This window comes from uncultured Phascolarctobacterium sp., assembly GCF_902463975.1.
GTDB lineage: Bacteria > Bacillota > Negativicutes > Acidaminococcales > Acidaminococcaceae > Phascolarctobacterium_A.
The window spans coordinates 26,785-52,950 of record NZ_CABQHJ010000007.1; the positions used below are offsets into that span (position 1 = coordinate 26,785).

At 48.9% G+C, this 26,166-nt stretch carries 25 protein-coding genes; 23 read left to right on the forward strand and 2 right to left on the reverse strand.

Annotated elements, in window-relative coordinates:
- Window positions 1–6 precede the first annotated feature (6 nt).
- The 15 genes from RDW05_RS03240 to glmS all read left to right on the forward strand — a co-directional run bounded on the left by RDW05_RS03240 (window position 7) and on the right by glmS (window position 13,346).
- Window positions 7–441, forward strand: coding sequence for a type II toxin-antitoxin system RatA family toxin (locus RDW05_RS03240; protein WP_009145909.1), 435 nt, complete (start codon window positions 7–9; stop codon window positions 439–441).
- Window positions 442–537: 96 nt separating this feature from the next.
- A complete protein-coding gene (gene htpX, locus RDW05_RS03245) occupies window positions 538–1,380 on the forward strand; it encodes a zinc metalloprotease HtpX (protein WP_303707666.1) in 843 nt (280 codons plus the stop codon).
- Between the two features lie 81 nt (window positions 1,381–1,461).
- Entirely contained in the window at window positions 1,462–1,875 is a 414-nt protein-coding gene (gene ndk / locus RDW05_RS03250; RefSeq protein ID WP_009145907.1) for a nucleoside-diphosphate kinase, read from the forward strand.
- A gap of 72 nt (window positions 1,876–1,947) precedes the next feature.
- On the forward strand, window positions 1,948–2,460 hold the full coding sequence (locus RDW05_RS03255) for a cob(I)yrinic acid a,c-diamide adenosyltransferase (protein ID WP_021720018.1): 513 nt from the start codon (window positions 1,948–1,950) through the stop codon (window positions 2,458–2,460).
- Window positions 2,461–2,643: 183 nt separating this feature from the next.
- Complete coding sequence (locus tag RDW05_RS03260; RefSeq protein ID WP_307977818.1) at window positions 2,644–3,306, forward strand: DUF6198 family protein; 663 nt, start codon at window positions 2,644–2,646, stop codon at window positions 3,304–3,306.
- 157 nt (window positions 3,307–3,463) lie between these two features.
- Window positions 3,464–4,858, forward strand: a complete 1,395-nt coding sequence (locus tag RDW05_RS03265) for a sodium:alanine symporter family protein (protein WP_307977819.1) — start codon at window positions 3,464–3,466, stop codon at window positions 4,856–4,858.
- Window positions 4,859–4,982: 124 nt separating this feature from the next.
- Window positions 4,983–5,432, forward strand: a complete 450-nt coding sequence (lspA, locus tag RDW05_RS03270) for a signal peptidase II (protein WP_304243393.1) — start codon at window positions 4,983–4,985, stop codon at window positions 5,430–5,432.
- Complete coding sequence (locus tag RDW05_RS03275) at window positions 5,390–6,334, forward strand: RluA family pseudouridine synthase (RefSeq protein ID WP_307977820.1); 945 nt, start codon at window positions 5,390–5,392, stop codon at window positions 6,332–6,334. Before lspA ends, RDW05_RS03275 begins: the two co-directional genes overlap by 43 nt.
- A 69-nt stretch (window positions 6,335–6,403) precedes the next feature.
- Window positions 6,404–6,955, forward strand: coding sequence for a bifunctional pyr operon transcriptional regulator/uracil phosphoribosyltransferase PyrR (gene pyrR, locus RDW05_RS03280; protein ID WP_021720014.1), 552 nt, complete (start codon window positions 6,404–6,406; stop codon window positions 6,953–6,955).
- Between the two features lie 37 nt (window positions 6,956–6,992).
- Complete coding sequence (locus RDW05_RS03285; protein WP_307977821.1) at window positions 6,993–7,631, forward strand: lactate utilization protein; 639 nt, start codon at window positions 6,993–6,995, stop codon at window positions 7,629–7,631.
- A 65-nt stretch (window positions 7,632–7,696) separates the two neighbouring features.
- Window positions 7,697–8,920: a phosphopentomutase gene (locus RDW05_RS03290; protein ID WP_307977822.1), complete on the forward strand. Its 1,224-nt coding sequence runs from the start codon at window positions 7,697–7,699 to the stop codon at window positions 8,918–8,920.
- A gap of 14 nt (window positions 8,921–8,934) precedes the next feature.
- Complete coding sequence (gene udp, locus RDW05_RS03295) at window positions 8,935–9,735, forward strand: uridine phosphorylase (RefSeq protein WP_307977823.1); 801 nt, start codon at window positions 8,935–8,937, stop codon at window positions 9,733–9,735.
- Between the two features lie 16 nt (window positions 9,736–9,751).
- Entirely contained in the window at window positions 9,752–10,336 is a 585-nt protein-coding gene (locus RDW05_RS03300; RefSeq protein WP_307977824.1) for a hypothetical protein, read from the forward strand.
- Window positions 10,337–10,449: 113 nt separating this feature from the next.
- The gene (gene galE / locus RDW05_RS03305; RefSeq protein ID WP_021720009.1) at window positions 10,450–11,466 is read left to right on the forward strand and encodes a UDP-glucose 4-epimerase GalE; all 1,017 of its coding nucleotides are present in this window, start codon (window positions 10,450–10,452) and stop codon (window positions 11,464–11,466) included.
- Window positions 11,467–11,507: 41 nt separating this feature from the next.
- A complete protein-coding gene (gene glmS / locus RDW05_RS03310) occupies window positions 11,508–13,346 on the forward strand; it encodes a glutamine--fructose-6-phosphate transaminase (isomerizing) (protein ID WP_304229834.1) in 1,839 nt (612 codons plus the stop codon).
- 102 nt (window positions 13,347–13,448) lie between these two features.
- Here glmS and ilvA read toward each other — a convergent pair whose 3' ends face one another.
- Window positions 13,449–14,663, reverse strand: a complete 1,215-nt coding sequence (gene ilvA, locus RDW05_RS03315; RefSeq protein ID WP_307977825.1) for a threonine ammonia-lyase — start codon at window positions 14,661–14,663, stop codon at window positions 13,449–13,451.
- A 103-nt stretch (window positions 14,664–14,766) separates the two neighbouring features.
- The gene (locus RDW05_RS03320; protein WP_307977826.1) at window positions 14,767–15,783 is read right to left on the reverse strand and encodes an ATP-binding protein; all 1,017 of its coding nucleotides are present in this window, start codon (window positions 15,781–15,783) and stop codon (window positions 14,767–14,769) included.
- 476 nt (window positions 15,784–16,259) lie between these two features.
- On the opposite strand from RDW05_RS03320, the gene prmA reads away from it, so the two are divergent.
- The 8 genes from prmA (at window position 16,260) to RDW05_RS03360 (ending at window position 25,921) form a co-directional block, all read left to right on the forward strand.
- Window positions 16,260–17,195, forward strand: a complete 936-nt coding sequence (gene prmA, locus RDW05_RS03325) for a 50S ribosomal protein L11 methyltransferase (protein WP_307977827.1) — start codon at window positions 16,260–16,262, stop codon at window positions 17,193–17,195.
- Between the two features lie 454 nt (window positions 17,196–17,649).
- Entirely contained in the window at window positions 17,650–18,498 is an 849-nt protein-coding gene (locus RDW05_RS03330; protein ID WP_307977828.1) for a 16S rRNA (uracil(1498)-N(3))-methyltransferase, read from the forward strand.
- A 6-nt stretch (window positions 18,499–18,504) separates the two neighbouring features.
- The gene (gene mtaB, locus RDW05_RS03335; RefSeq protein ID WP_304227251.1) at window positions 18,505–19,818 is read left to right on the forward strand and encodes a tRNA (N(6)-L-threonylcarbamoyladenosine(37)-C(2))-methylthiotransferase MtaB; all 1,314 of its coding nucleotides are present in this window, start codon (window positions 18,505–18,507) and stop codon (window positions 19,816–19,818) included.
- A gap of 86 nt (window positions 19,819–19,904) precedes the next feature.
- Window positions 19,905–20,243 (forward strand): histidine triad nucleotide-binding protein, encoded by a 339-nt coding sequence (locus tag RDW05_RS03340; RefSeq protein WP_307977829.1) that lies wholly within the window; start codon window positions 19,905–19,907, stop codon window positions 20,241–20,243.
- A gap of 118 nt (window positions 20,244–20,361) precedes the next feature.
- Entirely contained in the window at window positions 20,362–20,538 is a 177-nt protein-coding gene (gene rpsU / locus RDW05_RS03345; RefSeq protein WP_021720854.1) for a 30S ribosomal protein S21, read from the forward strand.
- A gap of 15 nt (window positions 20,539–20,553) precedes the next feature.
- Entirely contained in the window at window positions 20,554–21,003 is a 450-nt protein-coding gene (locus tag RDW05_RS03350) for a GatB/YqeY domain-containing protein (protein ID WP_009145888.1), read from the forward strand.
- Window positions 21,004–21,236: 233 nt separating this feature from the next.
- Window positions 21,237–24,512 (forward strand): type I restriction-modification system endonuclease, encoded by a 3,276-nt coding sequence (gene hsdR, locus RDW05_RS03355; protein ID WP_307977830.1) that lies wholly within the window; start codon window positions 21,237–21,239, stop codon window positions 24,510–24,512.
- Window positions 24,509–25,921, forward strand: coding sequence for an N-6 DNA methylase (locus RDW05_RS03360; protein ID WP_307977831.1), 1,413 nt, complete (start codon window positions 24,509–24,511; stop codon window positions 25,919–25,921). Before hsdR ends, RDW05_RS03360 begins: the two co-directional genes overlap by 4 nt.
- Window positions 25,922–26,166 lie beyond the last annotated feature (245 nt).

Consider the following 26,166-nt stretch of genomic DNA (forward strand, 5'->3'; position numbering starts at 1 on the left):
AAGATTATGCCTTATGTAGAGAGCAAAACCACCATCAAGGGTGATGGTGCAAAAATTTATGATATTATTAAGGATATGGCTGCTTACCCTAATTTTATGCATGACCTGGTAAGCGTAGAAATTCTGGAGCGTGGTGAGAATTACACTGTTTCTCATTGGGTAAGCAATGTTGACGGACGCAAAATTGTCTGGACCGAGCGCGATACCTTCTATCCTGAGGAGCTGAAAATTACCTACGCTCAGACCGAGGGTGATTTAAAGAAAATGGAAGGCTCCTGGCTTATTACACCGCAGGCTGATGGCTGCGAGGTAACGCTGGCAGTTGATTTTGAGTTCGGTATTCCGATGATTGCCGGCCTCCTGAATCCTATTCTTAAGAAAAAAGTTCGTGAAAACAGTGAAAATATGTTAAACTCTATCAAGGCCCAAATTGAAAAATAAGTAATTACTTGTTATAATAGATATGTTGAAAATGTATTCTATTAATGCCTGTACCTGTTTACAGTGCAGGTCTTTTATGAGGAGGAAATTACTTAGATGAAAACAGCGTTTTTAATGGCGTTAATGACAGCGCTGCTGATGCTCCTGGGCGACTTCTTCGGTGGTCTGCGCGGCATGACCGTAATGCTTTTTGTAGGCGTGGCAATGAACTTCTTTGCTTATTGGAACAGCGATAAGATGGTTCTGGCACACTATGATGCACAACAGGTTGACCGCAACAGTGCGCCGGAGCTGTACGGAATAGTAGAAAAGCTGGCTAAAAAAGCCAATATTCCTATGCCGAAGGTTTATATTATCAATAGTCCGGTGCCTAACGCTTTTGCTACCGGCAGAAATCCGGAGCATGCTGCCGTTGCTGTAAATACTGCGCTGGCAGATATGCTGACCAAGGAAGAGCTGGCCGGTGTTTTAGGTCATGAGCTGAGCCATATTATGCATCGTGATATTTTGGTAAGTACCATTGCCGCTTCTATGGCAGGTGCTATTTCCACGATTGCCCAATGGGGCATGTTCTTTGGCGGCGGCCGTGATGAGAATGGCGAAAGCCGTAATCCTATCGCATCTATTCTGGTTATGATTTTGGCGCCTCTGGCAGCTATGCTGATTCAGATGGCAGTATCCCGTTCCCGCGAATATATGGCAGATAAATCCGGCGGTGAGCTTTGCGGCAATCCCAATGCTCTGGCTGATGCTCTGCTGAAGATTGAAGCCTATGCTGAGCGTCGCGTAATGCCCGGTGCTACCGAAGCAACTGCGCATATGTTTATTATCAACCCCTTTGCCGGTGTTGATGCCAAGCAGCTTTTCAGTACTCACCCCGCAACCGAGGAAAGAGTTCAGCTGCTGCGTGAGCAGGCAAGAAAAATGGGTATCCGTTAACAACTTCAACTATACCTCTAAGTCACATCGGTGACTGGGTTAGTATAAAAATTTAATTACACTTTAAGGAGAGATTTACAAATGGAACAAACACTCGTACTCGTAAAACCTGATGGAGTTAAGAAAAATCTGATCGGCGATATCATCGCTCGTTTCGAACACAAAGGCCTGCAAGTTGCAGCTCTGAAACTGGTTAAAGTTACCGAAGCTCAAGCTAAATTCCACTATGCTGAGCATGAAGGCAAACCCTTCTTCGGCGAACTGGTTGACTTCATCACCTCCGCTCCGCTGGTTTGCGCTGTAATCCGCGGCGAAAACGCTATCAAAGCTGTTCGTCAACTGAACGGTGCTACCAACCCGATTGAAGCAGTTCCCGGTTCTATCCGCGGCGACTTCGCTCTGAGCATCGGTGAAAACATTGTTCACGGTTCCGACAGCCCGGAAGCTGCTGAACGCGAAATCAACAACTTCTTCGCTCCGGAAGAAATTTACTAATTAACTTTAGCCTTTCGGCAGCCATGAGCTGACTGAGAGGGGTTACACTCTCACGGAAAGGATGGTGCAGAAATGAAGAAAGCTGCTGTTTATACCAGAACCGGTGACAAAGGAACTACCGGTTTGTACACCGGAGAACGTGTTCCCAAGCAAAGCCTGCGTGTAGAAGCCTATGGTACTGTGGATGAAATTTCCTCGGCATTAGGTTTGGCACGTGCTCAGGTTACGCGTGAGGACGTGCGTGAAACCATTTTCAATGTACAAAAGCTGCTCATGTCTGTGATGGCTGATATTGCCAGCCTCAACCTGCCCGAACCTTACATCAAAGAAGAACACGTTAAGCTGTTTGAAGATACAATCGACAAGTTTGATTCTCTGCTGCAGCCGCTGGGCCATTTCATTATCCCCGGCGATACTGTAGGTGCTGCCGCACTGGATATCGCACGCACTACTACCCGTCGTGCCGAGCGTTGCCTGCTGCGTCTGGCTGAAAACGAACCGGTTAACCCCAATGTTCTGGTTTGCCTGAACCGTTTGTCTGATTTGTGCTTTATTCTGGCACGTGTAGAATGCGAAGTAAAATAAGCATTGCTGATTAAGGAATAGAAGCCTCTGCCTGTGGCCTTTGGCCGCAGACGGAGGCTTTTTGCTTTTGTAAAATATGTTTGCCGGGTGCTTGACATGCGGAAAAAATAAGTTTAAACTTTATTTTTGCAGCGTGGCTTTTAATTGCTGCAAAGCTATCTTAAAGAGGGGATTTTTCTAAAAATGCTATTAAATCAGCAACAATCACAATTGACACTGCGCGGTGAGCTGGCCTTACTTGTCGCAGTTATTATCAACAGCTTCAGCGTAGTTCTGATGCTGTATTCAGGCTCAGGCATCAGTGCTATCAGCAGTGTGCCCTTTGCCTTTTCCGAAGCCTTTCCGCATCTGACGCTCGGAACATGGACCTATATTTTCCAAGGCCTGCTGATTGCAAGTCTGATGCAGCTGAGAAAGAAATTTGTGCCGTCCTATCTGTTCAGCTTTGTTGTAGGCTTTGTTTTCAGCCAGTTTCTTGATTTGTTCGAGATGTATATCAATTTACTGCCGCAGGATTTTTCCTGGCGTGTACTGTATTTTGTCATAAGCTATGTGCTTATCTGTGTTGGTATTGCTCTTTCCAATCGTTGCGGTCTGCCGATTATTCCTACGGATTTGTTTCCGCGTGAGCTGGCAGAAATCATTAAGGTTGCCTATGCCAAAATTAAAATTACCTTTGATGTTACCTGCCTGGCTGTTACTGCGGCTCTGACATTTCTGCTCATCGGTCATGTAGACGGCTTGGGCATTGGCACCGTGCTGGCGGCCTTTACTATGGGTAAGGGTGTAGCACTTGCCGGAAACTATCTGGACGAGCATTTCCGCTTTGTTTCTTTTATGCAGTGATTTGTCACACTATTCCCTGCCACTAAGAAGAATACGTGTATACAATCGCGTGAAGTATTGTACACTATATATTGATGTGATACAATACTATACATGGGCTTCGGGAAAAAGCCTTAAATTGTAAACGTGTTTTAAGTTTTTACTGGGGGAATTTTTTATGTTGGAGATTTTGAATTCTATTGATGGCTTCATTTGGGGCCCGCCTTTGATGATTTTGCTTATTGGCACAGGCATTTTAATGAGCGTCCGTCTTGGCCTGCTTCAGGTTATGAAGCTGCCTAAAGCCTTGCAGCTGATTTTTACCGCCCGCAGCAAGGGCGAAGGTGATGTAAGCAGCTTTCAGGCTTTGTGCACTGCTTTGGCTGCAACTGTCGGCACCGGTAATATCGTTGGCGTAGCAACGGCAATTAAGCTCGGTGGTCCCGGTGCTCTGCTGTGGATGTGGTTGGCTGCTTTCTTCGGTATGGCAACCAAATATTCCGAAGGCGTATTGGCTGTTAAGTATCGTACCTATGACGAAAACGGCAATGCCTCCGGCGGTCCGATGTACTACATTGAACAGGGCTTAGGCAAAAAATTCAAGCCGTTGGCTGTAATGTTCTCTATCTTCGGTGTTATGACTGCCTGCCTGGGCAGCGGTACCTTTACTCAGGTAAATGCAATCACCTCTATTGTTAATGTATCCTTCGGTGTTTCCGAATATGTTGTAGCAGCAGTTCTGACTGTTCTTGTAGCTGTTGTTATTATTGGCGGTCTGCAATCCATTGCTAACGTAGCAAGTAAGATTGTTCCGTTCATGGCTGCTGTTTATGTTATCGCAACCGTTTCCGTGCTGGTATTTTATGCCGATGCTTTGCCGGTTGCAATTAAGCTGGTTATCGACGGTGCCTTCAACGGTACTGCGGCAGCAGGCGGCTTTGCCGGTGCCGGAATTATGCTGGCTATGCGCAGCGGTATCGCCCGCGGCATTTATTCCAACGAATCCGGCCTGGGCTCTGCTCCTATCGTAGCAGCTGCAGCAAAAACCAAATGGCCTGCAGAACAGGGCCTTGTTTCTATGACCGGTACCTTTATCGATACCATCATTATCTGCACCATGACCGGCCTGTCTATCATCGTCAGCGGTGCCTGGACCGGCGACCTGAACGGTGCTGCACTGACTGAGGCTGCTTTCGCTTCTGCTTTCCCGGCTGTTGCCAAGTATGTCCTGACCGGTGGTCTGGTACTCTTCGCTTTCACCACTATTATCGGCTGGAGCTATTACGGCGAGCGTTGCGCAGAATATCTCTTCGGCGTAAAATGCATCATGCCTTACCGTATCGGTTACATCATTCTGGTAGGTCTGGGCGTATTCCTGAAGCTGGAAATGATTTGGATTATTGCCGATATCGTTAACGGTCTGATGGCTATTCCTAACCTGATTGCTCTGCTGGGCCTGAGCGGTGTAGTTGTTGCAGAAACCAAGCTGTACTTCGAGCATTGGGAAAAGGTTCACAGCCGTCGCAAACAGCTTGCTGAGATTCGTGAAGATCTGGCAACTGAAAATAATTAATTAGTATTTACGAAAGCCATTGCGGAAATATGCAATGGCTTTTTTTCATTAAGTTTTTGTGTCATCTGTATTTTTATGTCTTTAGTGTGTTATAATATACATATCAAGATAATAGGAGAATAAAATGGTTTATGGTTTGTTAGCTTTGCTGGTGGTTCTGCTGGACCAGGCAACAAAGTATTATGTGGTAACACATTTTGCGTTAGGGGAGAGCGTACCGGTGATTAATAATGTATTTCACTGGACATTTATACTGAATCGTGGTGCCGCCTTCGGCATGCTTGAGGGCAGCCGCTGGCTGTTCGTACTGATTGCGGTTGCCGTAATCGGCGGTGTTTGGTTTATGCGCAGGGAAATTGCCAAAAGTGGCGTAATGGCCTGCTGGGGCACAGCGCTTTTTGCCGGCGGTGCTTTGGGTAATCTTATTGACCGCACTGCACGCGGTGTAGTAATTGACTTTTTTGATTTTCGTATCTGGCCGATATTTAATGTGGCAGATATCGCAATTTGTGTGGGAGTAGGTTTGATTATATGGAGCATATTGAAAACGGAGCTGCTGAGCAGCAAAGATTAATTATAACTGAACAGGAGGCTGGCCAGCGTGCTGATGTAGGCCTGGCGGCGCTACTGGAGCTTACTCGCTCTAATATGCAGAAGCTGCTGGAGGAGGGCCGTGCGGTGCGTGGCAACAAGGTGTTGAAATCCAACTACAAGCTGCGTTTGGGTGACGAGATTGATGTTACCTTGCCTGAGCCGCAGCCACTTGATGTGCAGCCGGAAAATATTCCTCTGGATATTATTTATGAGGACGAGGATGTTGTTGTTGTCAACAAAGCGCGCGGTATGGTAGTGCACCCGGCGGCTGGTAATTTAAGCGGGACGCTGGTCAATGCGCTTTTGTATCACTGTAAAAACTTATCCGGTATTAACGGTGTCATTCGTCCCGGCATTGTCCACCGCCTGGATAAGGATACCAGCGGTATTATGATTTGCGCCAAGAATGATGCGGCGCATCTTTCTCTGTCGCAGCAGATACAGGCTAAAACCGCCCAGCGTACCTATCTTGCTGTAGTACGCGGCAACATAAAGACAGACAGCGGCGTGATTGAAACGCTTATCGCCCGTGATAAAAACGACCGTAAGAAAATGGCGGTTGTCAAAGAAGGCGGACGTGATGCTGTTACCGAATACGAGGTGCTGGAGCGCTTCGGCAAATATACTATTGTGCGCTGCCGCCTGCGAACGGGACGTACGCATCAGATTCGCGTACATATGGAGTATCTGGGCTATCCTTTGGTTGGTGACCCGAAATATTCTCCGATGAAAACTCCCTTCAGCATTCAGGGACAGGCTCTGCATTCGCAGACACTGGAATTTACCCACCCGCGTACGGGAGAACGCTTGAGCTTTGAAGCTCCGTTGCCGGAGGATATGCATAAGATTGTTACCCGCCTGCGCTTGGGACAGTTTAATTAGTTGAGCTCTGCCTTAGGGCAGTCTTGATAGCAGGTTAAAAAGCCTGAATAAAAATAAGAGGTGAGCCAAATGAGCAATTTTGTTAAAAAGAATGTTATTATGGATGCAGAGGCTATGCGCCGTGCAATTGTCCGTATTTCTCATGAAATTATCGAAAGAAATAAAGGCGTAGACAATGTTGTTATTGTCGGCATCCGTACCCGCGGTGTACCTATCGCAGAACGCCTGGCAGCAGCAATTAAAGATATAGAGAATGTTGAGCTGCCGGTAGGAATGCTGGATATCACTCTTTATCGTGATGACCTGTCTACTCTTGCATATAATCCTATTGTACACGGTACAGAAATTGACCTGGATCTGAACGGCAAAACCGTAATTCTTGTTGATGATGTGCTGTACACCGGTCGTACTATCCGCGCTGCTCTTGATGCGGTTATGGATATGGGCCGTCCGAAGGCTATTCAGCTGGCAGTACTTATTGACCGCGGACATCGCGAGCTGCCGATTCGTGCTGACTTTGCCGGCAAAAATGTTCCTACCTCCCACAAGGAAGCTATCAATGTATACCTGGCAGAGGAAGACGGCATTGATGAAGTAGCAATCGGTGATATCGAAGAATAATCAACAGTAGCTTGTTAATGGAACAGGAGGAGATTCTATGCAGCAGGCTGAAATGTTGCGCAATGAGGCTTTGGGCGCAACGCTGGTAAAAAAACTGAAGCTGCGTGGCTTTGATGCTTATTACTGTGCTGATAAGCAGACAGCGCTCGAGCAGGCATTGGCGCTGATTCCGCAGGAGGATGTTGTTTCCTGGGGCGGTTCTGTAACGATTGATGAAATAGGCCTTTTGGACGCAGTTAAAGAGCGCAATAAGGTTATTGACAGAGCTGTAGCAGCAACGCCGGAAGAAAAAATGGAGCTGATGCGTCAGGCGCTTTTATGTGATACATATTTAATGAGCAGCAATGCCATCAGCAGTGATGGTCAGCTGGTAAATATCGATGGTAACGGCAACCGTTGCGCCGCTTTGATTTTCGGACCGAAGCAGGTGCTGGTTATTGCCGGTCTGAATAAAGTTACAGGCTCCTTGGAGGCTGCTATGGACAGAGCGCGCAATGTGGCTGCGCCGATAAATGCCAAAAGGTTTGCCGGACTGCAGACACCTTGTTATAAAGCCGGCCTTTGCGGTGACTGCCTTTCCGCGGACTGCATCTGCTCGCAGATTGTTATAACGCGCACCAGTCGTAATAAGGGACGCATTAAAGTCATTTTAGTTGGCGAAAGCTTAGGATTCTGATTTTAGGGGAGTTGTTTAGCGTTGGTGTTAGCAGCTCCCTTTTGCTTAAGAAAGCAGGTGAAAAAATGGCTCGTACTATTATTCTGTTGTTGGATTCCTTCGGTATCGGTTATGCCCATGATGCCGAAGCTTACGGTGATAAGGGTGCAGATACCTTGGGACATATCTGTGATTGGCTGGCAAAAAATCCGCGCCGTGCAGGCGAAGCGCCGAAGCCGCTGCATTTACCGCATCTGGCTGAGCGCGGACTGCAGGCAGCTGCAGAGCTGAGCCGTGGCGAAGCGCTGCTGGCAGGACTGGGCGCTGAGCATACAATTGGCGCTTATACCTATGCGCAGGAGGTCAGCCTTGGCAAGGATACGTTGAGCGGACATTGGGAAATCAGCGGTGTGCCGGTTAATTTTGATTGGGGCTATTTCCCTGATGTGCCGAAATGCTTTCCGCAGGAGCTGGTAGACGCAATCATCAGCCAGGGCAATTTGCCGGGCGTACTGGGCGAATGTCATGCCAGCGGTACCGAAATTATCAAGGAGCTGGGAGAGGAGCATGTAAGAAGCGGCAAGCCGATTATTTATACCTCCGCCGACAGCGTGCTGCAGATAGCAGCGCACGAGGAAGCCTTTGGCCTGGAGCGCTTGTATGATTTGTGCAAGCTGGCTTTTAAGCTGGTGCAGCCGTATAATATTGCCCGGGTAATAGCGCGTCCGTTCGTCGGCACCTGTGCTGCGGATTTTACCCGCACAACCAACCGTCACGATTACGCAGTACCGGCACCGCAGCCGACATTGCTTGATAAAATGGTTGCAGCCGGCGGCAGCGTTTACGCCGTAGGCAAGATTGCCGATATTTTTGCGCATCGCGGTATTACAAAGCATTATGCGGCAGGCGGCCTGGATAAGCTGATAGATGCAACGAAGCAGGCTGTAGCCGATGCTCCAGATAATACCATTGTCTTTACTAATTTTGTTGACTTTGATTCCTCCTACGGACATCGCCGTGACATTCAGGGCTATGGCGAGGCACTGGAATATTTCGACAGCAGACTGCCGGAAATTACCGCTCTGCTGCATCCGGACGATTTGCTGCTGATGACGGCGGACCACGGCAATGACCCTAGCTGGAGCGGCACGGACCATACGCGCGAAAAAATTCCCGTACTCTTTTCGGGAGCAGGCATTGAATGTAAGCAGCTTAAGCCTATGCAGACCTTTGCCGATATAGGACAGACGATTGCCGATTATATGAAAATAGAGCCAACCCTTACCGGAACTAAAGCGGACTTGTTTTGAAAGAGGTGGACAATATGAGCAAACATTACGCAGCACCTGAGGAGATTTTATACCATGTAGGTTTTTCGGCACAGCAACTGCAGGGCGCAACTGTTGCCGTGCTTCCCGGTGACCCCGGACGTGTAGAGCCTTTAGCGAAGGCCTTGGGCAGTGATGCAAGCTTTATTGCCAGTCATCGCGAATACACCAGCTGGCTGACTAAAATCAGCGATACTCCGGTGCTTGTCTGCTCTACTGGTATGGGCGGTCCTTCCGTAGCAATTTGTCTGGAAGAGCTGGCGCGTATGGGCATCAAAAAGCTCATCCGCTTCGGTACGACGGGAACCATTCAGGAAAAGGTTAATCTCGGTGATATTATTATTGATAAGGCTGCCGTTCGCCTTGACGGCACCTCGCAGCATTATGCGCCGTTGGAGTTCCCGGCTGTTGCTAGCTTTGAGGTGACAATAGCACTGGTACTGGCAGCCAAGAACGCCGGTGCTCCCTATCATTTGGGCATTGCAGCCTCCAGCGACACCTTCTGGCCGGGGCAGGAGCGTTATGACAGTTTCACCGGCTATGTGCCGCGCCGCTTCCGCGGGACGATGCAGGAATGGCAAGCGCTGGGCGTGCTGAACTATGAAATGGAAACATCCGCTTTGTTCGTGACCTCGCAGGCGTTAGGCTTAGAGGCTGGTGCTGTCTGCGGCGTGGTAGTTAAGCGCACGCAGAGCGAAAGCGTGGCACCGCCTGATGTTTATAAGCGTGCTTTTGGCTACATGGTGCAGGTGACACGCGGAGCTGTCGAGCTGCTGCTGGCGGAGGCAGCTGAGTAAGAGGCAGGTGATTCTTATGAAAAATATTAAATGGTTGCTGCATGTCTGCTTTTTGCTGATGTCTGTAGCTTTGCTTGCCACTTTTATGCCGCAGACTGCGCGGGCAGATTTTGCGGAGCGTCCTGTGGGCTTTGTGGTAATCGACCAGGATGGCGGTGTGGATGGTGCTGTTTATAAAGAATGGCGTCAGATGGTCAAGCTGGGCTATCGCTTTCCAGATTATCAAATCATAGATGGCGGCGAGCCTCAGATGCTGGTGAGCCAGGCTGTGCGTGATGGTGTGAAGCTGGATGCAGCATCTTTAGCCGCTTTGGCGGAAAAAAGCAAAATGGATGTGCTGGTTGTTGCACGCATCTATGAAATGGATGAGAGTCTTGTCAGCGGCTGGGGATTCCGCTTTGATCACGATACCTATGTGCGTGTTGTAGCGGATGCAGACCTTTTTGTATATAAAAAGGATGGCAATAAGCTGCTGAAGAAACGCGTGCGTGAAAGCGGGCTGCGTGAAATGGGTAATTATGAAAAGCCGGCGGAAACGATTAAATGGCAGCTTTCCAAGCTGGTAAATACGATGGAAAATAAGCCTATTATTGGTAGCTGACATCATGAATTAGGTTGTTAGCTTGTTCACCTTAGTTTAAGGCGACAGGTTGTAAAATAATACTGTAGGCAGAAATTAATAGCTGCCTGATGCGAAAAAATTGAGGTGAAAAAATGCATATTTTAGTCACAGGCGGAGCTGGTTACATAGGCTCGCATACTGTTATTGAACTGCTTAAAGCTGGTCACAGTGTTGTAGTAGTAGATAATCTTGTTAATTCCAGCAGGCTGGCACTGCAGCGTGTAGAAAAAATCACCGGCCAGCAAATCCCTTTTTATGAAACTGATATCAGGGATCGTGCCGGCCTGCAAAAAGTTTTTGATGAGCATAGCTTTGACTGCTGTATTCATTTCGCCGGTTTGAAAGCAGTGGGCGAATCGGTACAGAAGCCATTGGAGTATTATGAGAACAATATTTCCGGTACTCTGGTACTGCTGGACGTAATGCGTAAAGCAGGCTGTAAGAATATTATTTTCAGCTCTTCGGCTACTGTTTACGGTAATCCTGCTGTAGTGCCTATTCCGGAAACCTGTCCTAAAGGGCAGTGCACTAATCCTTATGGCCAGACAAAGTCGATGCTGGAGCAAATACTTTGTGATATGTATGTAGCTGATCAGGAGTGGAATGTGGTTCTGCTGCGTTACTTTAACCCTATCGGTGCGCATAGCTCCGGTCTGATTGGCGAAAATCCCAATGGCATTCCCAATAACCTGATGCCGTATATTACTCAGGTAGCTGTTGGCAAGCTGGAGCGACTGCATGTTTTTGGTAATGATTATCCCACTCCTGATGGTACTGGAGTGCGTGACTTTATTCATGTAGTGGATTTGGCTAAAGGTCATGTGAAAGCTTTGCAGGCAATAGATGACAAATGCGGCGTAGAGGTGTATAATCTTGGTACAGGTATTGGCTATTCAGTGCTGGATTTAGTCAAAGCATTTGAAAAGGCTACTGGAATTAAGATACCTTATGTAATTGACCAACGTCGTGCAGGGGATATTGCCACCTGCTATTCAGATCCGTCAAAGGCGTGGGAAAAGCTTGGCTGGAAGGCAGAGCTGGGTATTGAGGACATGTGCCGCGATTCCTGGAACTGGCAGAAGAACAACCCTAATGGCTTTGAAGCATAAGGCAAAAAGAAAAAAATAGTAGAAAAAGAGGAAAAGTATTTATGTGTGGTATTGTTGGATTTTGTGGAAATAAGCAGGCAGCACCTATTCTGTTAGATGGTCTGTCTAAGCTTGAATATCGTGGTTACGATTCTGCCGGCCTCGCAGTGCGCGATGGCAGTGCACAGGTGCAGATTGTTAAGGCTAAAGGTCGTCTGAAGGAGCTTTATGCCAAAACTAATGGTGGACAAAGCCTCATTGGTACCTGTGGTATCGGTCATACCAGATGGGCAACCCATGGCGAGCCTTCTGAAACTAATGCGCATCCGCATGCCAGTGCAGATGGCAATGTAGTTGCCGTACACAACGGTATTATCGAAAACTATCAGGAGCTGAAGGAAAAGCTGCTGCACAATGGCTACACCTTCTATTCTCAGACTGATACCGAGGTTGCCGTTAAGCTGATTGACTACTACTATAAAAAATACGAGCATACTCCGACTGATGCTTTGAGCCATGCTATGATTCGTATGCGCGGCTCCTATGCCTTGGCAGTAATGTTCAAGGAATATCCCGGCGAAATTTATGTTGCCCGTAAGGACAGCCCGATGATCATCGGCGTGCAGGACGGCGAATGCTATGTTGCCAGCGACGTTCCTGCTATTTTGAAATACACCCGCAAGGTATATTACATCGGCAATCTGGAAATGGCTCGTCTGGCTAACGGCGAGGTTACCTTCTACAACGTTGATGAAGAAGTAATCGAAAAACCGCTGACCGAAATCAAATGGGACGCCGAAGCTGCCGAAAAAGCAGGCTTTGAACATTTCATGATGAAGGAAATCCACGAGCAGCCCAAGGCGGTACGCGATACTCTGAATTCCGTACTGGTTGACGGCAAGCTGGATATGAGCGCTGTCGGCCTCAGCGACGAGGATATCAAAAAGATTGACCAGATCTGCATAGTTGCCTGCGGCAGTGCTTACCATGTAGGTGTGGCAGCGCAATATGTAATTGAGGATCTGGCACAGATTCCGGTTCGTACCGAGCTGGCTTCCGAGTTCAGATACCGCAAGCCTCTGCTGAGCAAGAACGAGCTGGTTATCATTGTCAGCCAGTCCGGCGAAACCGCCGACAGCTTGGCAGCTCTGCGTCTGGCTAAAGAAAAGGGCATCAAAACTCTTGGCATCGTCAACGTAGTAGGCAGCTCCATTGCCCGCGAAGCTGATAATGTTTTCTATACTCTGGCAGGTCCGGAAATTGCCGTTGCTACTACCAAGGCTTACAGCACTCAGCTGATTGCGGCTTACTGCCTGGCAATTCAGTTTGCTATTGTTCGCGGCACTATTGACGAAGCTAAATATCTGGAGCTGATTCAGGAAATGGCACAGCTGCCGGATAAAATCCAAAAGATTATTGAAGATAAGGAACGTATCCAATGGTTTGCAGCTAAACAGGTAAACGCTAAGGATATCTTCTTTATCGGCCGTGGTCTGGACTACGCTGTCAGCCTGGAGGGCAGCCTGAAGATGAAGGAAATTTCCTACATCCACAGCGAGGCTTATGCTGCCGGCGAATTGAAGCATGGTACTATCAGCCTGATTGAGGACGGTACTCTTGTTATCGGTGTGCTGACTCAAAGCGAGCTTTACGAAAAGACTGTCAGCAACATGGTAGAGTGCCGCAGCCGTGGCGCTTATCTGATGGGCCTGACTACCTATGGCAACTACAACATTGAGGATACCGCTGATTTCACAGTGTACATTCCGAAGACTGATGAGCATTTCATGACCAGTCTGGCAGTTATTCCGCTGCAGCTTATGGGTTATTATGTGAGTGTTTCTAAGGGCTTGGATGTAGATAAACCTAGGAACCTGGCTAAGAGCGTTACCGTAGAGTAAGAGTGGGTATAACGCACCATATGCGTTGTGAACTCTCCTCCGCTTAATAAAATAAAAAACCACAGCTTACATTTTATGTAGGCTGTGGTAATTTTTTTGTTGTTAATAATGAGCGGCGTTTTTATCAATCAGTGTAAAGCCTGCCTTGGTAAGCTTTGCACGGATTTCGTTGATTTGTTCCGCATCACGGGTTTCTAGTTCTAAGCGCAGGAAGCAACCTGTGATATCCATATCGGCATCACTGCGGTTGTGCTGTACGCCTACAACGTTAGCGCCACAGCTGCTTACGATTTCGCTCACTTCACGTAGCTGGCCGGGACGATCCTGCAAAGCGATAACGAGGTCTGCCCTTCTGCCGCTGGTAACCTGACCGCGGGTGATTACGCGCGAAAGAATATTAACATCGATGTTACCGCCGGATACAACGCAGACGGTTTTCTTGCCCTTAATCGGCAGCTTGTCGAACAGCGCTGCTGCTACCGGAGTTGCGCCTGCACCTTCGGCAATCAGCTTCTGTTTTTCAATCAAGGTTAAAATTGCAGTTGCAATTTCATCTTCGCTTACGGTAACGATATCGTCAACATATTTGCTGATGAGCTCGTAGGTGTTTTCACCAGGAGTTTTTACAGCAATGCCATCAGCAAAGGTGCTGACGTGATCTAAGGTTTCATATTTATGGTCATGGAAGGCTTTGAACATGCTGGCTGCGCCTGCTGCCTGCACGCCGTAAACCTTAACCTCCGGACGCAGGCTTTTGATAGCGAAGGCTACGCCGCTGATAAGGCCACCGCCACCAATCGGTACGATTACTGCTTCAACATCCGGCAGCTGGTCTAAAATTTCCAGGCCGATGCTGCCTTGACCGGCAATGACAAGCTCATCATCATACGGATGGATAAAGGTCATGCCAGTTTTCTCCTGCAGCTGAACAGCACGGTCGTGTGCTTCGTCATAGGCACCGGGGACGAGCTCCACCTGCGCGCCAAGGCGCTTGGTGTTTTCTACCTTCATAATCGGGGCGCCGTCCGGCATGCAGATGACGCTTTTGATGCCCATGCTGGTGGCTGCCAGTGCTACGCCCTGGGCGTGGTTGCCGGCGCTGCAGGCGATAACGCCCTTGCTGGCTTCTTCAGGTGTCAGCTGGCTTATTTTGTAGTAGGCACCGCGTACCTTAAAGCTGCCTGTTACCTGCAGGTTTTCTGTTTTCAGATACAAGTTGTTACCTTCGCTTAAATGCGGAGCAGCTATTAAATCTGTTTTACGTGCTACGCTTTTAAGGATGAAGGCTGCGTGATAAATTTTGTCTAATGAGAGCATTTTGTTACCTTCTTTTCTTTCCCTAAATAAAAATACTAAAATAGACTGTGGCAAATGCTACAATCTATTTTAGTATAAGCACTTTTAGTTTTTGCGTCAAGGTTTAACCTTCTAAGTGCGTGTTTGCCAGCATCAGCTGCAGCTTGAAGCTGTGGTTATCAAAGCTGATATTGTTACTGCCTGCGTATTTTTCGCAAATCATTCTGATGTTTTCCAGTCCGGTGCCAGGTTCCTTGTAGTCGCGTTTGGCAGAATAAAACTGGTCATTATAACGCACGATGTTGCCGCTGAAGGAATTAACAACTTCTATCAGCAGTGTAGAGGCTTTTTCTTTGATTTTTACGTTAACATAGCAATTGTTGTGTTGGTCTATGCAGTCTTCAGTAACTGCAGTAAAAGCGTTTTCCAGGGCATTGCCTAAAATAATGGCCAAATCAATATCGTTGATTTGGATTTTACTGAAGCTGATATCTAAAGCAAAGGGGATGCCTTTTTCCTGTGCCTGCATCTGCCAGTAGCCGATAAGGCCGTCGATGGTTTCATTGCCATAAAGCTTTACTGTTTGCAGCTGTTCTGTATATTTAAGGATAGTACGCAGATGCTGGCCAAGCTTATCAAACTTTTTTTCTTCATAAAGCTGGTTGAGCATAAGCACGAGATGCTTTTGGTCATGGCGCAGGCGGCGCGATTTCTGCCAGGTTTCGATAACAAAATCGTAGTAAGGCTTTTCATTGCGACGCAGCTCTTCCAGTGAGCTGAGCTTGATGGACATCACCTTGTTATCATTTTTTTCCTTCAGCAGATCCATCATCATGTAAACAAAGAAGAAGAGCGGCATGATGCACATAAAGCGGGCAAAGAAAAGATTCCAGGTGCGTGGTTCGGAAAAATTGCGGATGAGTACCAGGGCAACGAAGTTAAAAGCTAAAATATAGTTGGAGTAGGTGATAATCTTATTGTATTTAGTGCTGCGGAAGAGCTGCTTGAATTTTTTTACAGTATAGTAAAACCAGGAAAAATAAGCAGATTGTGCCAGCAGGAGCACGAAGGTGGCGGTAGCATAGTAGTAACCGGGAGTGGGCGAAATGCGTTCTGTGAGCATAGCCAGTGTCTGCAGCACATTTTCAAAATTGCCTGAGAGCAGGATGCAAAAAAGCTGCTTACTTTTATTACCTTTTACGATGGCAAAGTAGTAGAATATGTAGAGCAGGTAAACTCCGTATAATGTCGGCAGCTTATCGAAATTGCGTCCAGTGAAGATGAAAATGCCCCATTCTATGAGAATAATAGCAAAAAAACCGCATATTGCTGTTTTTTTGGATAAGCGCAGGTCTTCCAAAAAGGGATAATAGCATAGATAAGAGCTGGGAGCAACTCGCAGGATAATATAGATAAGGATAATCGAATCTTGAATCTGCATATAACATCATTCCTTAAAAAATAATATAGAAAAAGCTTCTTTAAGATAATTATAGCAAATGTAAACTAAAATTAAAGTAAATTTTTTCTAACTGCAGAGATAAAATGGCGTGTTGAAATGCGAGGCTTTTCTGTTGTATAATAAAATAAATATAAATTTTCAAAGGAGTGCATACAATGCAGTGGATAGAAGTTAATGTAGCGGTAACGCATGAAGCAGTTGAGGCCGTAGCGGATATGCTGACGAGCATCGGTTCTAAGGGAGTTGCGATTGAGGACCCGCAGCTGATTAATGATTTGCGCAACAGCGGTACCTGGGAGCTGTGCGATATTCCCGAGCAGGAGAATACCGAGGTTGTAACCGTCAGCGCTTATTATGCTGATGATGAGAAGTTGGAAAAACGCTTGGCGGAGATTGACGAGCAGCTGGCGCTGATTGAGGAGCGCATCGGCAAGTACCGTTTTGGCAATACCAGCTTCCGCAAGGTGAGTGAGCAGGATTGGGCTAACGAATGGAAGCAGTATTTCCATGTTACTCATGTGGGCAAGAGCCTTGTTATTAAGCCGAGCTGGGAGGAGTATGCTCCTAAGGAAGGCGAGCATGTTATTGAAATTGATCCGGGTATGGCTTTTGGTACTGGCACGCATCACACTACCAATATGATGATGGAGCGTCTGGAGAAGGTTATTACGCCTGATTCTACCGTGTTTGACGTTGGTACCGGCAGTGGCATTCTGGCGATTGCTGCGGCGATGCTGGGCGCTAAGTCTGTTAAGGCTGTGGATATTGACGCTGTGGCAGTGCGCGTGGCGAAGGAGAATGTTGCGGATAATGGCTTGAGCGAGCAGATTGAGGTGCGCGAGGGCGATTTGCTGCATGGCACCGAGGGCAAGGCTGATGTTATTATCGCTAATATTATTGCCGATATTGTTATTATGCTGCTGCAGGATATTCCGCAGAAGCTGAATGATGACGGTGTGCTTTTGGCGAGCGGTATTATTGAGGAGCGTATGCCGGATGTGGAGGCTGCGGCGCAGGCGCAGGGCCTTTATGTTGACGCGGTTGACCATCGCGGTGGCTGGGTTGTTATGCAGATGAAGAAGAAGTTGTGATTTAAGCAATCCTTCTTGCCTGCCCCTTTGGGGAAGGTGCCGAACGTAGTGAGGCGGAAGGGGGAAGCGAGGGCGTCGCAATTGATATATCGCGTTGCAACGAAAAATTTTCCCGTGAATCGCTTGCTGAGTTATATATTTGATGCTAAATATGAAGAAGCGATTTGCGGACGGTAATTTCGTGTGGAACCAGGACGAAGTGCCGCAAAACTCGCGCTATGCTAAGAGATTTTGCTACAGTAGTCAGCTTATCGCTCAAACAGTTGCGACACTTCTATGGTTCCAGACACTCGTTCCCTAAAATTTTTATGTTTTCACTGCGATATATTAATTGCTTGTTAGGACTTTAAGCAGTCCCCTCTCAGTCGCCTTACAGGCGACAGCTCCCCCCGAGGGGAGCCTCTCTTGTCCTTTGAGATTCTTTTCTTGCCTCTCCTTGGGGAGACAAGGTGAATTGCCCGTAGGGCAAGAGAAGGCGCCCTGGGGCGGGTGGCATCGCGAAGCGATGACGGAGAGGGGTATCAATTTTTACAGAAAGGAAACCTATATGCATCGTTTTTTTGTACCGCAATTATATAACGAAACAATGACTATTGAGGGCGTGGATGCACGTCATATCAGTAAGGTGCTGCGCATGCAGCCGGGTGCGCAGCTGCAGCTTGTGAGTGACGACGGCGTGAGCGCGCTGGCGGAGATTACAGCGATTGACAGCGAGTGCGTGACTGTGCATTGCTTAGAGAAGCTGGCGGAAAGCCATGAGCCGGCGGTGCGCCTGATTTTGGCGCAGGGCCTGGCGAAGGGCGAGAAGATGGAGTTCATTATCCAAAAGGCTGTGGAGATGGGCGCTTACAGCGTGGTGCCTGTGGCTATGGAGCATTCCGTGGTGCGCCTTGACGGTGCGAAGGCTGCTAAAAAGGTGGAGCGCTGGCAGAAGATTGCCGAGTCCGCGGCGAAGCAGAGCAAGCGCGATATTATTCCCGAGGTGCAGCCTGTGCAGACGATGTCACAGATGCTGTCGGCGAATGATTGCGCTACGAAGATTATCGCTTACGAGTGCGAGGATAAAAAGAGCCTGAAGGCGGCGCTGAAGGAGGCGCTGAAGGAGGCGCAGGCGAAGGGCGCGCTTACAGATTTGCTGCTGATTATCGGTCCTGAGGGCGGCATCAGCGAAGCGGAGCTGGATACGGCACGCGCAGCAGGCGCTGTGCCCGTATCGCTGGGCAGACGCATTCTGCGCGCGGAAACGGCAGGACTTGTCGCTATTTCAGCGATTTTTTATGAAACCGGAGATTTAGGAGATTAAACATAGATGAGAAAAATTGCATTTTATACGCTGGGCTGTAAGGTTAATCAGGCCGATACTGCCAGCATGGAGGGGATTTTCCGTGCGTCTGGCTATGAGGTTGTGCCTTTCGGTGAACCGGCAGACGTTTATTTAGTTAATACCTGCGTTGTTACCAATACCGGTCAGCGCAAATCGCGTCAGATTATCAACCGCGCTGTGCGTCATAATCCGCTGTCTTTGGTGGTTGTCACCGGCTGTTATCCGCAGACTGCGCCGGAGGAGGTGCGTGCTATCGAGGGTGTTGATGTAATCATCGGCAATCAGGAGCGCGGCCGCATTGTGGAGCTGGTCGAAGAAGCGCTGGAGCACAAGCGCACGGAGATTCTGGACAATGTGCAGCAGATGACTGTAGACACTAAGTTCGAAGAACTGGGCGTTGGCACGGAAACCGATAAAACCCGCGCCTTCCTCAAAATTCAGGAGGGCTGCAACCAATACTGCACCTACTGCATTATTCCCTTTGCCCGCGGTCCGCTGCGCAGCCGCAGCCTGGAAAGCATCCGCGAGGAGGTTGGCAAGCTGGTTGCCGCAGGCTACAAAGAAGTTGTGCTCATCGGCATTCACCTTGGCTGCTATGGCAAGGAGCTGGCGAAGGAAAGCAAGCACGTTACGTTGTATGACGCAGTAAAGGCAGCGCTGAGCGTTGAGGGCGTGCAGCGTGTGCGCCTCGGTTCGCTGGAATCCGTGGAGGTGGAGCCGCGCCTGCTGCAGCTGATGGCAGAGGAGCCGCGCCTGCAGCGTCACCTGCATTTGCCGCTGCAAAGCGGCTGCGACAAAATTTTGCGCGCTATGCACCGTCCTTACGATACCAAGCGTTTTACGGAGCTGGTGAACGAAATCCGTGCGCAGGTGCCTGATGTGGCAATTACTACGGACGTTATCGTGGGCTTCCCCGGCGAAACCGAGGAGGACTTTGCGACTACGCTGGAATTTGCCAAGAAATGCGGCTTTGCCAAAATGCATATCTTCCCTTATTCCAAGCGCAAGGGCACGCCTGCTGCCGAAATGCCGGAGCAGGTGGACGAGGCAGTGAAGAGCGAGCGTGCGGCGCGTCTGGCGAAGGTGGACGAGGAGCTGCATCAGCAAATGCTGCAGAGCACTGTCGGCAAGGTGGAAGAGGTGTTGTTCGAGCAGCCTGTGGATGATGAGCATATGGAGGGCCTGTGCGGTCCGTATCTGCGCGTTGTTGTTCCGGGAACGGCGGAGTTGGCGAACACCATTGCCAAGGTAAAAATTACCGGCATCAAAGAGGATTTTTTGTTGGGCGAATTGAATTAATTTGTGAAAAAATTATTTCTTTAGCAGGATAAAAGAAATAAATACAGAATATAACTAGATACGATAAATGAGAGGAGGGACATGAAATGGCTGAGGATTGTATTTTTTGCAAAATCATTAAGGGCGATATCCCTTCTACCAAAGTGTACGAAGATGATAAAATGATTGCTATCAATGACGTTGCTCCGGCTGCTCCGGTTCATGTGCTGCTGATGCCTAAGGAACACACAGCTAACATCACTACTGCGGACCCCGAGCTGGTTGCATACATGCTGGGCAAGGTTAAAATGATCGCTGAAAAGACCGGAATTGCCGAAAAAGGCTTCCGCGTTGTTATCAACACCGGCGATGAAGGCGGTCAGACAGTAAAACATTTACACATTCACGTAATTGGCGGCAAAGCTTTGGGTTGGCCCCCGTGCTAAACCTTGACAATGCTTGTCTTTTCTTGTATAATTAATCAGTAAGTGTTTTTAGCTGGCAACAGCTGAAAACTTAATTTGCATATACACTTCCCTAAGTGTGTGGAGGGAGGGAGAACAGATGGCAGAAATTAAAGTTGGCAAGAATGAAACTTTAGACAGCGCACTGCGCAGATTTAAAAGAGCAACACAAAAGGCAGGCATTCTTTCTGAGGTAAGAAAACGCGAGCACTATGAAAAGCCGAGCGTTGCACGTAAGAAAAAATCCGAAGCAGCCAGAAAACGTAAAACCAGATAATTGGAGGCGGGCTGTATGTCTATAAAAGACCAATTGACTGCTGATATGAAGCAGGCCATGAAGGACAGAGAAGCAGGTAAGCTGCGTTTGTCTGTTATCCGCATGGTGCGTGCTAATATTAAAAACGTTGAAATCAATGACAAAAAGGAACTTACAGATGATGAGGTTCTGGCTGTCTTGATGAAAGAGGTCAAAATGCGTCAGGATTCTGTTGAGGAATTCCAAAAAGCAGGTCGTGACGAATTGGTTGCCCAAGCTAAGGAAGAAATTGCTATACTGAAAAAATATCTTCCGGAAGCTCTCAGCGATGACGAGCTGAAGGCTATCGTGGCAGAAGTTATTGCTGCTGTTGGTGCTACAAGTCCCAAGGATATGGGCAAGGTAATGCCGGCAGTTATGGCAAAAACCAAAGGCCGTGCAGATGGCAAACGTATTAACGTTATGGTTCGTGAATTGCTCAAATAACAACTGATAACCGTGCTAAGAGAAATCTTGGCGCGGTTATTTTACTTTATAGGGATTATGGGTGAGAGAACTGTATGCTTTTCCTGCGCGGAAAAGTATACAGCTTTTTTATTGCGGCATCTGTGCAGGCAATATCCGCTGTTTTGCGAAAACATATTCAGCAGGTAAATTTTATTTCAAGGCGAATATAAATATATTATTATCATTTTTACAGCTCAAAGGAGGCCGTTTTTATGGCATCTGGCTTCAGCTTTTTACGCACACAATTTCCCGGTCTGGAAAAAACAGGCGAGTTCGCGGAGCGCTATCTGTACAGCGATTCCAACTCCTGCCTTTTTAAGCTGGGCCTGCTGTGCGAAGATATCGTTAATAAAATGTTTGACTTTGACAATATAGCAATGCCTTATCAGATGAAGGATACACTGGTAAACAAAATCCGCCTGCTGGAAAACGAAGAGTATATCACAGAGGATTTGGCACGTATTATGCACCGCCTGCGCTTGGGCGGTAACGAAGCGCGCCATGAAGGAACAGATTCGCTGCAGAAGGCCAAGCTGCTGCTGCCGCAGGCGTACAGTCTTTGCGAATGGTTTATGCAGGTGTACGGTGATTATACCTATCAGCCCAAAGAATATCATTTGCCGGCGGAGCAGCCGGAGGCAGTCTTTGTTGAAACTGCCAAGGATAAGGCAGAGGAAGCGCGCCTGCGTAAGCAGGATAACGAAAAGGCGCAGCAGGCTGTGCCTGTGCCGCAGCAGGAGCGCAGCAAAACGAACCTGCAGGCTGCCAACAGACGACCGAAGACGGAAGCGGAAACACGCTGCCTGATTGACGAGCAGCTGCGTCAGGTTGGCTGGGAGGCCGACACCACTGTTTTGCGTTACAGCAAGGGCTGCCGTCCTGCGAAGGGACGCAATCTTGCGATTGCCGAATGGCCTACGGACAAGGTGCCGGGCAACGAAGAAAAGGGCTACGCGGATTATGCGCTCTTTATCGGCACGGAGCTTGTGGGCTTTATCGAGGCGAAAAAGTGGGACACGGATATTTCCAGCGTTATCAGCTACCAATGCAAGGATTATGCGCGCGCTGTGAGAAAATGCGATGCGGAATATTTGCTGGGACAGTGGCAGGATTTTAAGGTGCCTTTTGTTTTTGCTGCCAACGGCAGGCCGTATGTGCAGCAGCTGCAGATAAAATCCGGCATCTGGTTTGCGGATTTGCGTCAAAGCGGCAATATGCCGCGTGCTATGGCAGGCTGGCCTTCTCCCTTAGGTTTGAAGGAAATGCTGCAGGAAAATACTGCGGAGGGCAACGCTGCTCTCGATGCTTTGCCGTATGACTTTTTGAAGGACGAAAACGGCCTGCATCTGCGCGATTATCAGCTGAAGGCTGTGCAGGCGGTGGATGAGGCAGTGCGCTGCGGCAAGCGGACGGCGCTGCTGGCGATGGCCACAGGCACCGGCAAAACACGCACGGTTTTGGGCATGATTTACCGCTTTTTGAAGGCGAAGCGCTTTAAGCGTATTTTATTCCTTGTTGACCGCAACGCTTTGGGCGTGCAGGCGCAGGATGTCTTTAAAGAGGTTAAGCTGGAAAGCCTGCAGACGCTGGACCAGATTTACAATATCAAGGAGCTTACCGATAAGCTGATTGATGCGGAAACCGCCGTGCACGTTGCTACCGTACAGGGCATGATGAAGCGCATTATGTATGCCGAAAGTGAGGAGCGCATTCCTGCAGTCAGCGATTATGATTTGATTATTATTGACGAGGCGCACCGTGGTTATATTCTGGATAAGGAAATGGCAGAGGCGGAGCAGCTTTACCGCGACCAGCGCGATTACCAGAGCAAGTACCGCTATGTGCTGGATTATTTTAATGCGGTAAAAATTGCGCTCACCGCAACGCCTGCTCTGCAGACAACGGAAATTTTCGGCGAGCCTGTTTATACCTACACCTATCGCGAGGCTGTGCTGGATGGTTATCTGATTGACCATGACGCACCGCATCAGCTGACAACGAAGCTCAGCGAGCAGGGAATTCAGCTCAAAAAGGGCGATACTGTTAAGTATATCAACAAGCAGACAGGCGAGCTTGATACGGCTTATTTGGATGATGATGTCGATTTTGATGTCGACCAGTTCAACCGCCGTGTTATCGTGCCGGAATTCAACAGGGCAGTGCTGGCGGAGATTGCCAAAAATCTTTATCCCGACGCGCCGGAAACCTACGGCAAAACGCTGATTTACGCTGCTACCGATACGCATGCCGATATGATTGTGAGCATACTGCAGGAGCTTTATGCCAAGGATAATCTGGACAGCGATGCGATTATGAAGATTACCGGCAGCGTGGCTAACGGTGACCAAAAAAAGATTCAGGAAAAAATTAAACGCTTTAAGAATGAACGCTTCCCGAGCATTGTCGTAACAGTGGATTTGCTGACTACCGGTATCGACGTGCCGGAGATTACTACGCTGGTGTTTATGCGCTGCGTGAAATCGCGTATTTTGTTTGAGCAGATGCTGGGACGTGCGACGCGCCGCTGCGATAAAATCGGCAAGGATCATTTTGAGATTTATGACCCGGTGGGCGTATACGACAGCCTACAGCCGGTGGTGACGATGCCTGCGGTTGCCAATCCGCAGATTTCCGTGCAGGATTTGCTGAAGCAGCTTGATGAAGCGGAGGCAGCGGAGGCGATTACCGATATTGCCAAGCAGGTGGCCTTAAAGCTGCGCCGCAAGGTGAATAAGCTGGACGAGCAGACGAAGAAGGAATTTGTGCTGGCTACGGGCAAGGATGTGGCAGCCTTTGCCGGCGAGCTGCAGCAGGCGGATGCAGCCAAGGCTAAGGAGCTTTTGCTGCAGCATAAAGAGGCGCTGGTGCAGCTGGAAAAATACCGGGCCGGCGGCAATATGGGCGGCATGATTTACGACGGCAAGGATGAGCTTACCGGTCATACGCGCGGCTACGGTGCGCAAAAGACCAAGCCCGGAGATTATCTGAACGATTTTGCGGCGTACTTAAAGAGCCACGCCAACGAAATTGCTGCCCTGCATATCATTTGCACCCGTCCCAAGGATTTGACGAAGGCGCAGCTGAAGGAGCTGCTGCTGACGCTCGATGCCAACGGCTTTACGGCGCTGCAGCTGAACGATGCCTATTCGGAATATACGAACAGCACGATGGTGGCAGGCATTATCAGCCTTATCAGGCGCTATATGCTGGGAACGGAGCTGGTGAGCAAAAACTCGCAGCTGAGTCGTGCCTTTGACAAGCTCAACCAAAAGCACAAGTTTACGCCTGCCCAGCAGAAGTGGCTGGATATCATCCGCAGCTATATGCAGCAGCAGGATATTTTGAGCGTGGAGGCCTTTAAGGAGGACAAACGATTGCAGCGCTTGGGCGGTTATGCGCGGGCACAAAAAATATTCGCCGACGATTTGGATAATATCGTGAGCGAATTCAACGGTTATTTATATGAAGATGGAGGCAAGACTGCGTGAATACACAGGAGATTGTAGCGAAGCTCTGGAATTTGTGTAATGTGTTGCGTGATGACGGCATTACCTATCATCAGTACGTTACGGAGCTGACATATATTTTATTTTTGAAAATGGCCAAGGAAACCAGCAGCGAGGAAAATATCCCGGAGGGTTATCGCTGGGATGATTTGCTGGCGCGCAAGGGATTGGAGCTGAAGAGCTTTTACAAGGAGCTGCTTGATTATTTGGGCGAGCGGTGCACGGGACGCATTCAGGAGATTTACAAGGGCGCGGCGACGAACATCGACGAGCCGAAGAATCTGGAAAAGATTATCAGGACGATTGACGAGCTGGACTGGTTCAGTGCGAAGGAGGAGGGTCTGGGTAATCTTTACGAGGGACTGCTGGAAAAGAACGCTAACGAAAAGAAGAGCGGCGCAGGACAGTACTTCACTCCGCGTGTGCTGATTGACGTAATGACGCGCCTGGTGGCACCCAAGGCCGGCGAGCGCTGCAACGATCCTGCCTGCGGTACCTTCGGCTTTATGATTGCGGCAAGCAATTTCGTGCGTGAGCAGACGAACGATTTCTTTGATTTGGATGAGGAAACGGCGGAGTTTGAATATACGCAGGCCTTCACCGGCTGCGAGCTGGTGCATGATACGCACCGCCTGGCGCTGATGAACGCTATGCTGCATGATATCCAGAGCAAAATTATTTTGGGCGATACGCTTTCCAATGTGGGCAAGGAGATGCAGGGCTATGACGTTGTGCTGACAAACCCGCCCTTCGGTACGAAAAAAGGCGGCGAGCGTGCAACGCGTGACGACTTTACTTATCCCACGAGCAACAAGCAGCTGAACTTCCTGCAGCATATCTACCGCAGCCTGAAGGCTGACGGCAAGGCGCGTGCAGCCGTGGTGCTGCCGGACAATGTGCTTTTTGCTGACGGTGACGGCGAAAGGATTCGTGTCGACTTGATGGATAAGTGCAATCTGCACACTATTCTGCGCTTGCCGACAGGTATTTTTTACGCGCAGGGTGTCAAGACCAACGTACTCTTCTTTACGCGCGAAAAAACAGATAAGGACAGCACCAAGGCCGTGTGGTTTTATGATTTGCGCACCAATATGCCCTCCTTCGGCAAGACGAACCCGCTGAAGGCGAGTGACTTTGCCGGCTTTGAGGCAGCCTACACGGCAGAGGACAGAAGCAAGGTAGAGGACGAGCGCTGGCAGTGCTTTACGCGTGAGGAAATCGCGCAAAAGGGCAACAGTCTGGATTTGGGCCTGATTAAGGACGACAGCGTGCTGGATTACGAGGATTTGCCGGACCCGGCGGAAAGCGCGGCGGAGGCTGCGGAAAAGCTGGCGGAGGCCGTGGATTTGCTGCAGAGTGTGGCGCAGGAGCTGAGGAGCTTGCAAAGATAAAGGTAGAGATTGAAGGAAGAAGGAAGAAAGGGAAGAGCCTCTCCTTGGGGAGACAAGGTGAATTGCCCGTAGGGCAAGAGAAGGCGCCCTGGGGCGGGTGGCATCGCGTAGCGATGACGGAGAGGGGTTCACTATAAGAAAGCATAAAGACAGCATACCCCTCTCAGTCGCCCTGCGGGCGCCAGCTCCCCCCGAGGGGAGCCTTTCACTACATTCTGCACAAATTCAACACTTGCAAAGCTATG

What these genes read in the sequence shown, in the direction of transcription:
- RDW05_RS03340 (WP_307977829.1), top strand. Translation starts at nt 19,905, where the DNA reads ATGGCTGAGGATTGTATTTTTTGCAAAATCATTAAGGGCGATATCCCT.
- ilvA (WP_307977825.1), bottom strand. Translation starts at nt 14,663, where the DNA reads ATGCTCTCATTAGACAAAATTTATCACGCAGCCTTCATCCTTAAAAGC.
- ndk (WP_009145907.1), top strand. Translation starts at nt 1,462, where the DNA reads ATGGAACAAACACTCGTACTCGTAAAACCTGATGGAGTTAAGAAAAAT.
- galE (WP_021720009.1), top strand. Translation starts at nt 10,450, where the DNA reads ATGCATATTTTAGTCACAGGCGGAGCTGGTTACATAGGCTCGCATACT.
- mtaB (WP_304227251.1), top strand. Translation starts at nt 18,505, where the DNA reads ATGAGAAAAATTGCATTTTATACGCTGGGCTGTAAGGTTAATCAGGCC.
- udp (WP_307977823.1), top strand. Translation starts at nt 8,935, where the DNA reads ATGAGCAAACATTACGCAGCACCTGAGGAGATTTTATACCATGTAGGT.
- pyrR (WP_021720014.1), top strand. Translation starts at nt 6,404, where the DNA reads ATGAGCAATTTTGTTAAAAAGAATGTTATTATGGATGCAGAGGCTATG.
- RDW05_RS03265 (WP_307977819.1), top strand. Translation starts at nt 3,464, where the DNA reads ATGTTGGAGATTTTGAATTCTATTGATGGCTTCATTTGGGGCCCGCCT.
- lspA (WP_304243393.1), top strand. Translation starts at nt 4,983, where the DNA reads ATGGTTTATGGTTTGTTAGCTTTGCTGGTGGTTCTGCTGGACCAGGCA.
- RDW05_RS03290 (WP_307977822.1), top strand. Translation starts at nt 7,697, where the DNA reads ATGGCTCGTACTATTATTCTGTTGTTGGATTCCTTCGGTATCGGTTAT.
- RDW05_RS03350 (WP_009145888.1), top strand. Translation starts at nt 20,554, where the DNA reads ATGTCTATAAAAGACCAATTGACTGCTGATATGAAGCAGGCCATGAAG.
- RDW05_RS03240 (WP_009145909.1), top strand. Translation starts at nt 7, where the DNA reads ATGCCTTATGTAGAGAGCAAAACCACCATCAAGGGTGATGGTGCAAAA.
- glmS (WP_304229834.1), top strand. Translation starts at nt 11,508, where the DNA reads ATGTGTGGTATTGTTGGATTTTGTGGAAATAAGCAGGCAGCACCTATT.
- RDW05_RS03275 (WP_307977820.1), top strand. Translation starts at nt 5,390, where the DNA reads ATGGAGCATATTGAAAACGGAGCTGCTGAGCAGCAAAGATTAATTATA.
- htpX (WP_303707666.1), top strand. Translation starts at nt 538, where the DNA reads ATGAAAACAGCGTTTTTAATGGCGTTAATGACAGCGCTGCTGATGCTC.
- rpsU (WP_021720854.1), top strand. Translation starts at nt 20,362, where the DNA reads ATGGCAGAAATTAAAGTTGGCAAGAATGAAACTTTAGACAGCGCACTG.
- RDW05_RS03285 (WP_307977821.1), top strand. Translation starts at nt 6,993, where the DNA reads ATGCAGCAGGCTGAAATGTTGCGCAATGAGGCTTTGGGCGCAACGCTG.
- RDW05_RS03300 (WP_307977824.1), top strand. Translation starts at nt 9,752, where the DNA reads ATGAAAAATATTAAATGGTTGCTGCATGTCTGCTTTTTGCTGATGTCT.
- hsdR (WP_307977830.1), top strand. Translation starts at nt 21,237, where the DNA reads ATGGCATCTGGCTTCAGCTTTTTACGCACACAATTTCCCGGTCTGGAA.
- RDW05_RS03255 (WP_021720018.1), top strand. Translation starts at nt 1,948, where the DNA reads ATGAAGAAAGCTGCTGTTTATACCAGAACCGGTGACAAAGGAACTACC.
- RDW05_RS03260 (WP_307977818.1), top strand. Translation starts at nt 2,644, where the DNA reads ATGCTATTAAATCAGCAACAATCACAATTGACACTGCGCGGTGAGCTG.
- prmA (WP_307977827.1), top strand. Translation starts at nt 16,260, where the DNA reads ATGCAGTGGATAGAAGTTAATGTAGCGGTAACGCATGAAGCAGTTGAG.